Genomic DNA, 15,177 nt, shown 5'->3' with positions numbered 1-15,177 from the left:
CCGTAGCTTGCCGGCAGGTTCTTTTAACCCCCAACCCTGGCGGCCCCCGGTTGTTTTTGCGCCCCCACCCTCTTTCGCTTTGTCAAGGCGTCTTTCCAGCCTTGACAAAGCGAAAGAGGGTGGGATAATTGGCGCAACCGGGGGTTAGCCCTTCACCCAGCAACCCGCCGAAAGTCCTCACTAGCCTTGTCCACCAACGCCCGCATGGCAACCTCAGCCCCCACAGGATCCCCTTCCCGTATCGCATCCAACACAGCCCGATGCGAGGGCACAGGATCATCAGCCGGATCAGCGTCATGCACAACCTTGTCCCGCATGGCCAACCCGTTAGAGATCACCCGCTCCATCTGCGCCAAAAACGGATTATGCGTAGCAGCCAACAACAACCGGTGAAAATCCAAGTCCGCCGCCACAGCATCAGCAGCAGACCCAGCGGCAGCCATCCGCCCCAACGCCTCCTCCAACGCCTCCACATCCCCCGCAGAAGCCCGCTCAGCAGCCAACCGAGCCGACGCGGGCTCCACGATCGACCGCACCTCGTCCAGGTTCTCCAGCAGCCCCAAGTCCACCGGCCCGGCCGAGCGCCACCGCATCACGTCCCCGTCGAGCACGTTCCACGACGCCTGCGGCGTCACGAACGTCCCCCGCTTCTGCCGCGCGTCGATGATCCCCTTGGCCGACAACACCTTCAACGCCTCGCGCAACGCCGTGAGGCTCACGTCGAACTCCTCGCGCAGCGCGAGCAGGTCCAGGGTCGCCCCTTCCGGGATCTCTCCCGTCAGGATGCGCCGGGCGAGCGTCTCCACGGTCTGCCCGTGGATGCCGCGGAGCTGGTAGTCCGCCATCGATCCCTCCCCTCATGCAACGCCGTCGGCCCCAGTATCCCGCGCACGACGAGGAGTCACCGCACGTGGCCGCACCGCCACCCGCGCTGACCGGGATTATTTACTAATACATCTTGACAGTGGCGTACCCGCGTTGCAACCTTCCTGTCATTCACCCGTGGTCAGCCGTGAGGAGACCCATCGATGAGCATCGACGGCCTGAGTCGCAGGAACTTCCTGGCGGGACTCGGTGGCCTCAGCGCCGCCGCGATCCTCGGCGGCTGCGCCACTTCCGCCTCCACCGGCACCGGCCAGGCGGGCGGTGCGGTGACCCTCCAGTCGAACCTCTCCGCACCGCTGCCGAAGGCCGCGATGGAGAGCGTCGTGGCGGCCTTCAACAAGAAGGGCGCCGCGCAGGCGACCCTCAACACGGTCGCGAGCGAGACCTTCCGGACGCAGCTCCCGTCCTACCTCACGTCCGGCAACCCGCCGGACCTCTACACCTGGTACGCGGGCAGCGTCGGCCGCTCGTACGCGAAGAAGGGCCTGCTGCTCGACCTGAGCGACGTGTGGAGCGGCCTGACCGACTACAGCGCGGCCACGAAGACGCTCAGCAGCGACGACAGCGGCAAGCAGATCATCGTGCCGATCACCTACTACTGGTGGGGCATGTTCTACCGGAAGTCCAACTTCGCGAAGTGGGGCGTGCAGCCGCCGACGTCGTGGGACGAGTTCCTCAAGGTGTGCGAGGCGTTGCGCGCCAAGGGGATCGAGCCGATCGGCATGGGCGCGGGCGGCACCACGCCGTGGGTCGCCTCCGCGTGGTTCGACTACCTCAACATCCGGATCAACGGCGCCACCTACCACCGCGAGCTGCTCGCCGGGCAGCACCGGTTCGACGACCCCCAGGTGAAGGCGGTCTTCGCGAAGTGGAAGGAGGTCCTGCCGCACTTCGACAAGAGCGCGACCGCGATCCCGTTCCAGGACGCGACGACGTCGCTGCTCCAGGGCCGCACCGGGATGATGCTGATCGGCACGTTCTTCGCCGACGCCGCCCCGAAGGACGCGCTGGACGACATCGACTTCTTCCAGTTCCCGATCATCGACCCCAAGGTGCCGATCGCCGAGGAGGGCCCGACGGACGGGTTCTTCGCCAGCGCCAAGACTCCGCGCGGCCCGGAGGTGAAGGAGTTCCTGAAGTTCCTGGCGACCGCCGAGGCGCAGGAGCTGTTCATCAAGAACTCCGCGGGCACCGTCCTGCCGGTCAACCCGAAGGCCAAGGACTCCGGCACGCCGCTGGTGGCCAAGGGCCGCAAGATGCTGGCCGACGCCGCGGACATCACCCAGTTCTTCAACCGCGACTCCAGCGACGCCCTCCAGCCCACCGCGGACGCCGCGCTGCTCCAGTTCTTCGCGCAGCCGGACCAGGTCGACTCGATCCTGGCCACCTGGCAGGCGGCCGCCGAGAAGGTCTGGCAGTCCTGACGTGGTCGCGCTGACGGCACCACCGGTCGAGCGTCCCGCGGAGCCGAGGCGGCGGAACAAGCCCAACCGCCGCCTTTCCCCGCTGCTGCTCGCGTTCGTCCTGGTCCCGCTGGCCGTGGAGGCCTTCTGGGTCTTCTGGCCCGCGATCCAGGGCGTGTACCTGTCGTTCACGAACTGGGACGGCATCAGCCCGCCGACGAACGTCGGGCTGGGCAACTACACCGAGATGGCGACCGACCCGGTCTTCGGGAAGGCCCTGCTGGACACGGTGATCTGGCTGGTGCTGTTCGGCGGCGTGTCCGCGGTCGGCGGCCTGGCCATGGCGATCTTCCTCCAGCGCGAACGGCGGGGCGTCGGGGTCTACCGCGCCGCGCTGTTCACGCCGGTGGTGTTCTCGCTGGTCGCGACCTCGCTGATCTGGCAGGCGATGTACCAGCCGGACGGCCTGATCAACAACGTGCTGGGCGGGCTGGGCCTGGAGAGCTGGCAGCGGTCGTGGCTCTCGGAGTCCGGCACCGCGCTGTACGCGGTGATCGTGCCCGCGCTGTGGCGGCAGATCGGCTACGTGATGGTGCTGTACCTGGCCGGGCTCAAGGGCATCGACCCGGTGCTCTACGAGGCGGCCACGGTGGACGGCGCGTCGAAGTGGCAGCAGTTCACCAAGATCACCCTGCCGCAGCTCAGGAGCGTCAACTCCGTGGTCCTGTCGGTGATCGTGATCGACTCGCTGCGGTCGTTCGACGTGGTCTGGTCGCTGACGAAGGGCGGTCCGTTCCACTCGTCGGAGCTGCTGAGCACCTACATGTACGCCACGGCGTTCCAGTCGCTGCGGCTCGGCTACGCGTCCGCGCTGGCCGTGGTGATCTTCCTGCTGGCGTTCGGCGTCATCGTCACCTACCTCGTGCGGGCGTTCAAGGAGAGTGACTCGTGAGCAGGCGCACCACCCCGCTGCGCGAGGTCGGGTACCACGTCACGGCGAGCGCGCTCTCCCTGCTGTGGCTGCTGCCGATCATCCTCGTGGTGGTCACGGCCTTCCGCAGCTTCGACGACGTGGCCCAGAACGGCGTGGGCGGCCTGCCGCACTCGTTCACCCTGGACGGCTTCGCCCAGGCGTGGACCGACGGCGGCGCGGCGCAGGCGTTGATCAACAGCATGCTGGTGACCGTGCCGACGGTCGTCATCACGCTGACGCTGGCCTCCGTGTCCGCGTTCGCGCTGGCCCGCTACGACATCCCGTTCCGCCGCACGGCGCTGCTGCTGATGCTCGCGGGCAACCTGCTGCCGCCGCAGATCCTGCTGGTGCCGGTCGCGAAGCTCAGCGAGGTGCTGGGCATCTACGACAGCCTCACCGCGCTGGTGGTCGTGCAGGTCGGGTTCGGGCTCGGCTTCTACACGTTCGTGCTGCACGGGTTCATGCGCGCGATCCCGGCGGAGATCCAGCAGGCGGCGGTGATCGACGGCGCGGGCGCGGGCCAGCTGTTCCTGCGGATCATCCTGCCGCTGACCAGGCCCGCGCTGGCTGCGCTGTCCGCGCTGGCGTTCACCTGGGTGTTCAACGACCTGCTGTGGGCGATCACCGTGCTGCGCAGCGAGGACCGGATGCCGGTCACGCCCGCGCTGCTCGGGTTGCAGGGTCAGTTCGTGTCGCAGTGGAACGTCATCGCGGCGGGCTCGGTCATCGCGGCCGTCCCGACCGTGGCGGTGTTCCTGAGGTTCCAGCGGCACTTCGTGGCAGGACTCGCACTGGGAGCGGTGAAGTGACGCAGCGGTGGACACTCCGGATGGCGACCACGACGTACACGGTCGGCCTGTCCGCCGACGAGCAGTGGGCGGAGCACGTCGCGTGGGGCCCGGCGGGTGTCGAGCACGGCCCCTCGGCGGTCGCGAACACCGGCCGCACGCCGTACATGACCACCGCCGACGGCGCGCCGGTCGAGTACGTCCCGTTCGGGCTGCGCCCGTTCACCGGCGCGGACCTGGTCCTGGACCAGGAGGTGTTCTGGCGCTTCGACGGCGCCACCTCCACTGACACGTCGCTGCGGCTGGCGTTCGTCGATGACGTCACCGGCCTGCGCGCCGACCTGTGCTACCAGGCGAGCCCCACCACCGACGTGCTGCTGCGCTGGGTCGAGCTGACCAACGGCGGCGCGGACGACCTGCGGGTGAACCAGGTCGACTCGGCCGGGTTCTGCGTGCCGGTCGACCAGGCGCGGCTGACGTTCCTGACCGGCCGCTGGGCGCACGAGTTCCAGCGCGAGCAGGTCGTCCTGCCCGCGGGCCGGTTCGAGATCGGCAGCGCGCAGGGCGTTCCCGGCCACCAGTTCGTGCCGTGGCTCGCGGTCCAGTACGTCTCCGGCGGCCCGGCGTGGGGCGTGTCCCTGGCGTGGTCCGGCTCGTGGCGGATCGCCGCCGACGTGGAGATCACCGGCACCCTCCGCGTCCGCGCGGGCCGGTCCGGCACGGTGCGGCTGGCCCCCGGCGAAACCCTCGTCGCACCCCAGGTCGCGGCGACCTACAGCCCCGAGGGCCTGGACGGCGTGGCCCGCGCGTTCCACGCCCACGAACGCGCACTGGCGGGCCCGCGCCTCGACCGCGTCCGCCCGGTGCAGTACAACTCCAGGGAGGCGACGGAGTTCGCCGTCGAAGAAGAAAGCCAACTGGCGCTCGCCCGCATCGCCGCCGATCTGGGCGCGGAACTGTTCGTCGTCGACGACGGCTGGTTCCTCGGCCGCAACGACGACACCACGGGCCTCGGCGACTGGACCCCGGACCCGCTGGCGTTCCCCCACGGGTTCGACACCTTCATCAACCAGGTCAAGGCCCTGGGCCTCGGCTTCGGCCTCTGGGTGGAACCCGAGGCCGTGAGCCCGAAATCCCAGCTCTACCAAGACCATCCCGACTGGGTGTACCGCATCGACGGCCGCCCCGGCACGTTGATCCGCAACCAACTCCTCCTCGACCTCGGCCGCGAGGACGTCTTCACCTTCATCCGCGACATGTTCGACCGCCTGCTCACCGACTACCCGATCGACTACGTCAAGTGGGACATGAACCGCCCACCGACCCCGCGCGGCCGCCCAGGCTCGTCGGCGGACCTCGACGGCGACCACGTCCGCAACTACTGGCGTCTCCTCGACCACCTCCGCGCCACCTACCCCGACGTCCTCATCGAGGGCTGCGCCGGAGGCGGCGGCCGCGTCGAACTGGCCACGATCGCCCGCACGGACGTCGTGTGGCCCAGCGACAACACCGCCCCGATGGACCGCCTGGGCATCCAGTACGGCTTCCTGCACGCCCACGCCCCGCACGTGATGAGCTCCTGGGTCACCGACCACCCCGGCTTCTTCGACACCAGGCCGAAGTCCCTGCGCTTCCGCTTCGTCACGGCCATGGCGGGCGTCCTCGGCATCGGCGCGGACATCCGCCACTGGACCCCCGCACGACTCACCGAGGCCGCAACCCACGTGGCGTTGTACAAGTCCATCCGCTCGACCATCCACCGCGGTCAGGTGCACCTCATCGGCACCCCGTCCGACCCGAGCTGCGCCGCCCAGTACAACGACGGCCCCCGAACCGTCGTCCTCGCCTGGCAAACCGGCTCGTTGAACGGCTCCCCGGCCTTGCCCGGCACCCAATCCCGCTTCCCCTTGCGATCCCTGATCTCCGACGCCACCTACCGCACCCCCGACGGCGACGAGTACAGCGGCTCACACCTGATCCACGTGGGCCTCCCGATCACCTGGACCCACGACGCCGACGTGATCATCCTGGACCGCCAGTGATCACCATCGCCGACGACCGCGTCCTCCAGGTCCGCTTGGCCGACCAGGACGCGTTCTGGACCAACCCCTCGGCCACCGACTGGAACCTGGGCGGCGACCGCCTCTGGCTGGGCCCGGAACGCGACTGGTTCTACTCGACCGGCGGCCTAGCCGACCACGTGGTTCCCGCCTCAATGGCCCCTGGCACCGACCGCGTCCTGACCCACCGCCTCACCGGCGACAAAACGTCGGTGAGCATCACCCGCGACATCCAGATCCTGGAGGACACCCCGACCCGCGCGGTCTACGAAACCCGCACCACGGTCACCGTCCACAGTGGCCGCCCAGTGGACGCGTGGAGCATCGTCTCCGTGCCTCTGGGCGGCCTCCTGGAACTCCCCCTGTCCGGCCCGCTCGACTACCGCGACTACCTGACCCCTCGCCGCGTGGAGATGTCCGACAAGGTCCTCCGCCTCCACCTGACCGGCGACGTCATGACCAAGATCGGCATCCTCCCGACCTCGATCGGCGGCCCACTCACCTACACCGCCAACGGCCTCCGCATCGAACGCACCTTCCCGGTGTTCCCCGACGCGGTGTACTGCGACCTCCCCATCGGCGCGACCGGCCAAGGCGACGCGATCCAGGTCTTCGAAGACGACGGCCACTACGGCGGCTACGCCGAACTAGAACACCACAGCCCCGCCGCCACCGTCGACCACCCGATGACCGACATCTGCCGAACTACAGTCGCCACTCTTTGATTTGGAGCGCAAGCCAGTCCGGGACTTCACCATCGAGGAGATCCATCAACCACTCGACGTACTCCACGAGGAGCGACCTCCCCCACCACTTTCTTGGGCCCCTTTCCAACACCTCCCGCGCGAGGGCTGAGACAGCACGCCGCGACTCGATCGAAACGTCCCTGGGAGCGGACAAGAGGTATGACGCGGGCGAACTCTCGCCGAGAAGAGCAGCCATGAGCCATCCCTTGGTGTAGTGCAGCCAATCCGCAGCTTGGCCGTATTCGGCCAAGTAGTGCACGTCGTCGTGGATGGCGAACCCGGTACGCAGCCGTTCCTCCAGTCCTTGATCACCACGAGTCCTCACCCGCTGGATCTCCAGCGGGGGCACGTTCACCAGGTACGTCTCGGTGTAGGCGCGGAGAACTCCCTCGGAGTAGCTGATGGCGGCGAACATCGCCTGGATACCCGGCGCGTCCAGCCCCGCTTCCCACAGGCTCTCCGTGGAACGCCACTGGTCCAGTGTGTTCTCCCGCCACAGCGCAGCCAGGGGCATGCTGCGCGTGGCCCAAAGCCGCAGCAGCACCAGGTTGGCCGAATAGGCCGCCAGCGCCCGGACGGTGTCCTGCGGGAGCGGTCGGTACTCGCCGAAGTCCCGTGACGGTTTCCGGCTCCGGTACGACCGGATCAACACGTCGAGGGTGCGGACCACGCGGTCGAGTTCTTCAGGATCCAGGGCCTGGAAGCGTTGGCCGATGAAGTCCACGATCGGCCACTGGATCGCCAACGGTTGGTGGGTCAGCAGGGCGAACAGCAGGTCGTCCTCCGGGTCATGCTCGCGCCGACGCCCAAACGCCCCCTCAGCGACATCGCGCAAGACCTCCACCACCCGTGCCGCCACCAGGTACTCACCGAAGGTGGCGTGCAGGAACTCGTAGGTCCGCTGCACTGTCCCGGCCTGCGCTTCGGCGGCGTGCACGAAGAAGAACTCGCCGAGCACCCGGTCACCAGCGGCGGTCTCACCGAGCGCCGCCAGGTCAGCGGCCAGGTCCGCCTCGGTGATGTCCTGACGTCCCCGGTTGAGCATGCCCAATGCAGCTGTGGCGAGCCTGCGGATCTGCTCGTCCAGCGCCACTTCCGCCTCCCGACCGTGCAGCACCCGCCCGGCGATCTTGGTGGTCTCGCGGCGGCCGTAGGTGTCGAACAGCCGCTCGTACAACTGGGCCTTGGACAGAGAAGCATCGATCTCCCCCGCCGATTCCGCGTGGTACAGCGCGAGCATCAGCAGCAACAACGGCTGTGACGCCAAATCCGGGTAGTTCAAGGCGAACGCGACCGGCATCGGCCGGTTGTAGCTGTTCCACGACTCGACCCACTGCCGGATCTGCCCGTCGTCGAACTCCTCCAGCTTCACCACCGGCGTCCCCGGCGGCACAGCCACCCGGTCCACCACCAACGTCCGCGAGGTGACCACAACAGCGACCGGCCTCCCCATCACCGCCTCGACCCGCTGGAACTCCGCGATCTCCTGGAGGTACCCAGCCCGGTCATGGGTGGTTGCCTGGAGCAACTCGTCCAACCCGTCGAGCAACACCACCCGAACCGTGTCCGTGCTCTGATCAGCCAGATCAGGCCACCGAACCCGCCGATGGGTGGCCAGATCAAGAGCCTGCTGGACCTGCTCGGGAATGACGTCGTTCGCCCCAACGGCCCGCAGCGGCACCCGAACAACCGTGTACCCCTCCGGCAACCGAGCGGCCAGCACCTTGACCAGCAACGACTTCCCGGCCCCCGGATGCCCCAACAACAGCAGCGGCAACCGCGTCGACAGCCCGGTGCTGAAGTGCCGAGCGAGAACCAGGTCCAGGTCCCGGTTCACCTCCCGCTCGGACCACCACCGCTCAGAGGCCAGGTTCGTCTGCGGACCGGCCTCGACCATCCGGAACCGGGGCGTCACGAAGATGTCCTCCACGGCCGGGAACACCGTCCCGGTGCCGTACCCGTCGCCGACGTCGATCACCGGCAACCCCAGCACCGCCCGGTTCGTGCTCCGCACCACCTCCCGAAGATCCCGAGACGGCACCACGGCCACCGACAGCAGGTCCTCCAACCTCCCCATCGCCGACCGAGTAGCCGCGTGCTCACCGAGGTTGGCCCACAGAGCGAACTCCGGCACCTTCGTGACCAGCTCCAGGAAGTGCGACCTGTACCGGGCCGCCCCCGCCAGCGCGACCGCCGCCGGGTCGAACGTCCGGGGCTGCTCCAGGTGCAGGCCGTCGAGGAACTTCTTCACCTCGGCCGCCGTCTTCAGGCACCAGAACTGGACGTCGTCGACGTTCTCCTCGAACCCCCGCAACGCCGAGGGCGCGGGCAGGTCGCCGGTGTACAGTCGTCGCACCAGCGGCTCGCCCACCGTCCGCCACTCGCCGCTGCCGATGGACACCTTCTCGGCGTCGGTGATCAGCGCTTGGTCGTACGTGTCACCGAGGTCCGTGCGCAGTGCCTCGAAGAACGCCGCGAGCACGATCGTGGAATGCGCCGCCACGACAAGTTCGTGCCGCAGCAGCCCGTGCGACGGCCGGATGCGGTCGGACACCGCGTCGACGGCACCGCGCAACAGGCCCATGGCCTCGTTCTTCTGGTCCACCCACCCCCACACCGCCCCGATGGCAGGCACCCCACCGGCCGCCAGCACCACGCCTCCGAGCAGGCCGTTCAGCCGGTCGAGCCAGGGCCGGTCGTGGTGCCCGAGGATCTGCAAAGCGCCTCGGAAGGAGATAACGGGGTCTCGTCGCACGGTGATCACGGTAGCCAACCGGCCTCAGGGTGATCCCCCATCTTTGCGGGGAAACCTGTGCAAAGAAATCTCTGCACGCTACCTTCTCCTCGTGGCGCAACCAGAGGAGATCGTCGACCCGGCGGTGCTGAAGGCCATGGCGCACCCGCTGCGGCGGCGCATCATGGCCGAGCTGCGCAAGGCACCCGCGTCGTCGACCACCCTGGCGGCGGCACTGGGTGAGAACACCGGATCGACCAGCTACCACCTCCGCGAACTCGCCAAGCACGGCTTCATCGAGGACGAGCCGTCGCTGGGCAAGGGCAAGGAGCGGTGGTGGCGGGCGATCAAGCGGGACCTCCGGTACCCCCGGCGCAGCGAGCAGTCGCCCGAGTTGGCGGCGGCGTTGGACGAGTTGAACAACGCTCAGCTGGCGGAGGACTTCCAGACCTGGTCGCGGTTTCAGGCCACGAGCCACACGATGGGGACCTGGGGCGACGCCGTCCCCTACTCCAGGGGGTCGATGGTCGTCACGCAGGACGAGCTGCGGGAGTTCTTCGAGGACTACCTCGCTCTGATCAAGCGCTACTGGCGCGACGACGCTCCCGCCGACGCGCGGGAGGTCCTGCTCCGCTTCATCGCTTTCCCCAAGCCCGAATAGAAGGCCCTGGGTCGCCGAGCGGCAACTCGACGACCCAGGAGGGGAAGCGCGCACGCCGGCACGTCCCGAAGGGACGTGCCTCCACGAGTACGAACTTCCACGGAAAGGAGAGCATTCGTGCTGCTCCGAAGCAAACTGACGGCCGGGGTCACGGCCATGGCGCTGCTCTGGGCCGGGGCCGCGACAGCCGAGGCGCGAGGGCTGTCCGCGACCGTCCGGTACACCGAGTACGGCATCCCGCACATCGTGGCGACGAGCTACCGGGACCTCGGGTTCGGGCAGGGGTACGCGGCGGCGAACGACAACATGTGCTCGCTGGCGCAGACGATGTTGACGACGTCCGGGACCCGCTCGCGGTACCTCGGCGCGGACGTGGCGACCGGGAGCGGGTTGACGCGGGCCAGGACGAACCTGGCCAGCGACCTGTACTTCCAGGGCATCAACGACACCGGCGTGGTGGAACGCCTGGTGGCGCGCAAGGACAAGCTCGGGCCCACCACCGAGGTGCGCGAGGCCGTCGCCGGGTACGCGGCGGGCGTGTCGGAGTACCTGCGGGAGAACCGGATCACCGATCCGGCGTGCGCGGGCAAGCCGTGGCTGCGGCCGATGACCGAGATCGACATCTACCGGCACGTCTACGCGCTGGGCATGGTGTTCGGCCAGGCCGCCGCGGCGGACGGGATCGTGGCGGCGCAGCCGAAACCGGAGCAGTCGATCGGCAGCAACGCCATCGCGCTCGGCAGCGCGATGACCACGACCGGGCGGGGGATGTCGCTGGCCAACCCGCACCTGCCGTGGAACACGCCCGACCTGCGGCTGTGGCAGTCGCACCTGACGATCCCCGGCCGGATGGACGTGGCGGGCGGCGGCATCGTCGGCGTGCCGTTCCTCTGGCTGGGCCACAACGCGTCGATCGCGTGGAGCGGCACGGCGGCGGACACGACCCGCACGTACAGCGTGTTCGCGCTGAAGCTGGTGCCCGGTGAGCGGACGAAGTACCTGGTCGACGGCAAGCCCGAGGACATGGTGCGCCGGGACGTGACGGTGACCGTGCAGGACGGCACGACCGTGACCCGGCCGCAGTGGTGGAGCCGGTACGGGCCGATCGTGCCCGCGGTCGACGGGCGCGACCTGCCGTGGACGTCCGAGACGGCGTACGCGCTGGCCGACGCGAACGCCGAGAACCTGCGGATGACCAACTCGCTGGAACGCCTGTCGCGGACCGGTGACACGGCCTCGGCGTTCCGCGCGCTGGAGGAGACGCAGGGGTTGCCGTGGATGAACATCTTCATCACGGACGCGAAGGGCACGGCCAAGTACTCGCAGTTGCACAACATCCCGAACGTGTCCGACGAGCGCGCGGCGCGGTGCAACACCGACCTGGGCAAGCAGACGTGGGCCCAGGACGGGATCGCGGTGCTGGACGGGTCGCGGACCGACTGCGCGTGGGGTCGCGACGCCGACGCCGTGCAGGCGGGCGCGTTCGGGCCGGCGGAGCTGCCGTCGTTGCAGCGCACCGACTTCCTGGAGAACTCGAACGACAGCTATTGGCTGACGAACCCGGCGCAACCGATCACCGGGTTCTCCCGGATCCTCGGCAAGACGGACGCCGAGCGCACCGCCCGCACGCGTGGCGCGTTGACGGAGTTGGCCAAGGGCGGCAAGCACACCCGGCAGTCGTTGCAGGACCTCATGTTCTCCAACCGCGACTACGTCGCCGACCTCGTCCTCGACGACACGGTGACGCTGTGCCGGACGATGTCGGCGGACCTCGCCGAGGCCTGCGACGCACTGTCCACGTGGGACCGCAAGCACGACGTGGAGAGCCGGGGCGCGCTGCTGTTCGACCGGTTCTGGGCCAAGGCGCGCGGCACGGCCACGTGGAAGGTGCCCTTCAGCGCCGCCGACCCGGTCGGCACGCCGAACACGCTGGACACCAGCGTCCCGACGGTCGGCCAGGCGTTGGTCACGGCGGTCAACGACCTGCGGACGGCGGGCATCCCGCTGAACGCGCCGCTGGGCGACAACCAGTACGTCGTGCGCAACGGGGAGCGCATCCCGATCGACGGCGGCACGGCCGGGCTGGGCGTGTTCAACTCGATCCGCGGCGCCTGGGACCCGGCCAAGGGGTACACCGAGATGCAGCACGGGGCGACCTACCTGCACGTCGTGGCGTTCGACGGTGACGGGTGCCCGGACGCGGTGACGCTGCTGGCGTACTCGCAGTCGTCGGATTCGACGTCGCCGCACTTCAGCGACCAGACGAAGCTGTACTCCAAGAAGCAGTGGGTGACCGAGAGGTTCTGCGAGAAGGACGTCCTGGCCTCGCCGGAACTCCGGGTCGTGAAGGTGCGCCAGCACCTCTGACCTGCGCCGACAACAGTGAGGGCCGTCCCGCCGTAGCGGGGCGGCCCTCACGACGTTAACAACGCTTCCAAATTTGAGGTAGCGTCGCTACGAATCGTGTGTTAGCGTTGCTTCCATGAGCACGAGAACACGGATACTGGAAGCAGCGGCCGAGCTGCTCGCCGTCTCGCCGATCGCGGACGTGTCGACGAGGGCGGTCTGCGAAGCCGCCGGCGTCGGCGCACCCGCGCTGTACCGGCAGTTCGGCGACAAGGAAGGCCTGCTCTCAGCGGTCGTGGACCACGGCTTCGAGCGCTACCTGGCAGGCAAGCGGGCGGCGGTGCCGTCGGCCGATCCCGTGCGGGACCTGCGGGACGGCTGGGACGCCCACGTGGCGTTCGCGCTGGAGAACCCCAGCTACTACCGGCTGATGTACTCCCCCACGGTCAGCGGCACGCCAGCCGCCGCCGGCGAGGCCCACCAACTGCTGCTGGCGGTGCTCGAACGGTGCGCCGCGGCGGGCAGGCTGGGCGTGTCGCCCGAGGTGGCCGCGCAGATGGTCATGTCGGCCAACACCGGCGTCGCCCTGGTCCTGATCACCCGGCGCGAGCTGTACGCGCCGGAGGTCTCCACCCGTGTCCGCGACGCGATCCACGCCGCGATCCTCGTGCCCGACGGCACCGCGCCCGCCTCCAACGGCGGTGCGGCCTCCGCGCTCGGCGCGCAGTTGCGCCAGTCGCCGCCCGACACGCTCACGGCGGCGGAGACGGGTCTGCTCCAGGAGTGGCTGACCCGCCTCACCGACTGACCCGAAAACCCACCAGCACCAACGGTTGTCGCACCCGCGACACCCGGCGATACCCCACACCCTTTTCGACTCGAGGAGCACACCATGAGCAAGCGCGTCGCGATCGTCACCGGCGGATCCCGCGGCATCGGCCGGGAGAGCGCCGAACGGCTCGGGCGGGACGGCTTCGCCGTCGTCGTCAACTACGCGGGCAACGAGACCGAGGCGAAGGCCGCCGTGGACGCCATCACCGGCGCGGGCGGCGAGGCCATCGCGGTGCGGGCGGACGTGGCCGAGGTCGACCAGGTCACCGCGCTGTTCGACGCGGCGGAGACCGCGTTCGGCGGCGTCGACGTGGTCGTCCACGCGGCGGGCACGATGTACCTGGCCCCGGTCGTGGACATCGACTTCGACGCACTGGACCGCATGCACCGCACCAACATCCGCGGCACGTTCGTCGTCGGCCAGCAGGCCGCCCGCCGGATCCGCGAGGGTGGCGCGATCATCACGTTCTCCACGTCGATGCTCGGCATCCGGATGCCGTCCTACGCCCCGTACGCCGCCACCAAGGGCGCGGTCGAGGCCATCACGATGATCCTCGCCAAGGAGCTGCGCGGGCGGGACATCACCGTCAACACCGTCGCCCCCGGCCCCACCGCCACCGCGCTCTACCTGGACGGCAAGGACGAGGAGACCATCGCCGCCGCCGCCAAGGCCGCGCCGCTGGAGCGCCTCGGCCTGCCGGAGGACGTCTCCGAGGTCATCGCCTTCCTCGCGGGCCCGTCGCGCTGGATCAACGGCCAGGTCATCCGCGTCAACGGCGGCGTCGTCTAGGAAATCCACCGTCTCGAAAGGACACACGTCATGAGCAAGGTCATCGTCATCACCGGGGCGTCCAGCGGCATCGGCGAGCTCACCGCCAAGGCCCTCGCCCAGGCGGGCCACACCGTCCACGCCGGGATGCGGAACACGAAGGATCGCAACGCCCCCAAGGTCGAGGAGTACGCGAAGTACTCGGCGGACAACGGCGTCGACCTTCGGTCGGTCGAGCTGGACGTTTCCAGCCAGGAGTCCGCCGACGCGGCCATCGCCGCGGTCCACGCCGAGCACGGCCGGATCGACGTGCTGATGCACAACGCGGGCCACATGGTCACCGGCCCCACCGAGGCGTTCAGCCCCGAGGAGATGGCGCGGGTGTACGACACCAACGTGCTCGGCGCGCAACGCGTGAACCGCGCCGCGCTGCCGCTGCTCCGCCGGCAGGGCCACGGGCTGCTGCTGTGGACCGGCAGTTCCAGCACCCGCGGCGGCACCCCGCCCTACCTCGCGCCGTACTTCGCCGCCAAGGCCGCGATGGACGCCGTCGCGGTGAGCTACGCCGCCGAACTCGCCCGCTTCGGCATCGAGACGTCGATCATCGTGCCGGGCGCGTTCACCTCGGGCACCAACCACTTCCCGAACAGCGGGCGGCCCGCCGACCAGGCCACGGTCGCCGCGTACGAGGAGCGCTACGCCGGGCTGGTGGAGCAGGTGGCGGAGCGGTTGGCCGCGATCACGCCGCCGGACGCGGACGTGGCAGCCGTCGCCGACGCCGTGGTGGACGTGGTCGCGATGCCCGACGGCACCCGACCGTTCCGCACCCACATCGACCCCTCGAACGACGGGTCGGAGGAGGTGTCCGCGGTGGCGGACCGGATCCGCGTCCGGTTCCTGGAGCGCATCGGCCTCGGCGACCTGCTCGCCCCCGCCGTGGTCTGAGCGTTGCGAACGCCTCGTGGCCGGTCGGTTCCCCCG

Annotated in this window: 12 protein-coding genes; 10 read left to right on the top strand and 2 right to left on the bottom strand. The window is 69.2% G+C overall.

Annotation, left to right across the window (positions count from 1 at the left end):
* Positions 1–152: 152 nt before the first annotated feature.
* A complete protein-coding gene (locus ACFWW9_RS42290) occupies positions 153–845 on the bottom strand; it encodes a FadR/GntR family transcriptional regulator (protein ID WP_390388640.1) in 693 nt (230 codons plus the stop codon).
* 183 nt (positions 846–1,028) lie between these two features.
* Here ACFWW9_RS42290 and ACFWW9_RS42285 point away from each other — a divergent pair, with 183 nt between their 5' ends.
* The 5 genes from ACFWW9_RS42285 to ACFWW9_RS42265 are packed head-to-tail and all read left to right on the top strand — an operon-like array spanning position 1,029 to position 6,834.
* Positions 1,029–2,309, top strand: a complete 1,281-nt coding sequence (locus ACFWW9_RS42285) for an ABC transporter substrate-binding protein (protein WP_390388639.1) — start codon at positions 1,029–1,031, stop codon at positions 2,307–2,309.
* Between the two features lies 1 nt (position 2,310).
* A complete protein-coding gene (locus ACFWW9_RS42280; protein WP_390388638.1) occupies positions 2,311–3,240 on the top strand; it encodes a carbohydrate ABC transporter permease in 930 nt (309 codons plus the stop codon).
* Entirely contained in the window at positions 3,237–4,070 is an 834-nt protein-coding gene (locus ACFWW9_RS42275; RefSeq protein ID WP_390388637.1) for a carbohydrate ABC transporter permease, read from the top strand. The genes ACFWW9_RS42280 and ACFWW9_RS42275 overlap by 4 nt, the downstream gene beginning before the upstream one ends.
* 20 nt (positions 4,071–4,090) lie before the next feature.
* The gene (locus tag ACFWW9_RS42270) at positions 4,091–6,091 is read left to right on the top strand and encodes an alpha-galactosidase (protein WP_390388636.1); all 2,001 of its coding nucleotides are present in this window, start codon (positions 4,091–4,093) and stop codon (positions 6,089–6,091) included.
* Positions 6,088–6,834: a hypothetical protein gene (locus ACFWW9_RS42265; RefSeq protein WP_390388635.1), complete on the top strand. Its 747-nt coding sequence runs from the start codon at positions 6,088–6,090 to the stop codon at positions 6,832–6,834. Before ACFWW9_RS42270 ends, ACFWW9_RS42265 begins: the two co-directional genes overlap by 4 nt.
* Here ACFWW9_RS42265 and ACFWW9_RS42260 read toward each other — a convergent pair.
* Positions 6,815–9,610: an NACHT domain-containing protein gene (locus ACFWW9_RS42260; RefSeq protein WP_390388633.1), complete on the bottom strand. Its 2,796-nt coding sequence runs from the start codon at positions 9,608–9,610 to the stop codon at positions 6,815–6,817. The two genes, ACFWW9_RS42265 and ACFWW9_RS42260, sit on opposite strands and share 20 nt — an antisense overlap.
* Before the next feature lie 91 nt (positions 9,611–9,701).
* Here ACFWW9_RS42260 and ACFWW9_RS42255 point away from each other — a divergent pair, with 91 nt between their 5' ends.
* The 5 genes from ACFWW9_RS42255 to ACFWW9_RS42235 all read left to right on the top strand — a co-directional run bounded on the left by ACFWW9_RS42255 (position 9,702) and on the right by ACFWW9_RS42235 (position 15,141).
* Positions 9,702–10,250: an ArsR/SmtB family transcription factor gene (locus tag ACFWW9_RS42255; RefSeq protein WP_390388631.1), complete on the top strand. Its 549-nt coding sequence runs from the start codon at positions 9,702–9,704 to the stop codon at positions 10,248–10,250.
* A gap of 117 nt (positions 10,251–10,367) precedes the next feature.
* Positions 10,368–12,617, top strand: coding sequence for a penicillin acylase family protein (locus tag ACFWW9_RS42250; protein WP_390388630.1), 2,250 nt, complete (start codon positions 10,368–10,370; stop codon positions 12,615–12,617).
* A gap of 115 nt (positions 12,618–12,732) precedes the next feature.
* On the top strand, positions 12,733–13,404 hold the full coding sequence (locus ACFWW9_RS42245) for a TetR/AcrR family transcriptional regulator (protein ID WP_390388629.1): 672 nt from the start codon (positions 12,733–12,735) through the stop codon (positions 13,402–13,404).
* Positions 13,405–13,488: 84 nt separating this feature from the next.
* Complete coding sequence (locus ACFWW9_RS42240) at positions 13,489–14,217, top strand: SDR family oxidoreductase (RefSeq protein WP_390388628.1); 729 nt, start codon at positions 13,489–13,491, stop codon at positions 14,215–14,217.
* 30 nt (positions 14,218–14,247) lie between these two features.
* Entirely contained in the window at positions 14,248–15,141 is an 894-nt protein-coding gene (locus tag ACFWW9_RS42235) for an SDR family NAD(P)-dependent oxidoreductase (protein ID WP_390388627.1), read from the top strand.
* The last annotated feature ends 36 nt before the right edge of the window (positions 15,142–15,177 follow it).

Source organism: Umezawaea sp. NPDC059074 (genome assembly GCF_042738955.1).
GTDB lineage: Bacteria > Actinomycetota > Actinomycetes > Mycobacteriales > Pseudonocardiaceae > Umezawaea.
Note: the sequence above shows the minus strand (reverse complement) of the source record. Positions and strands in the feature narration are given on the sequence as shown.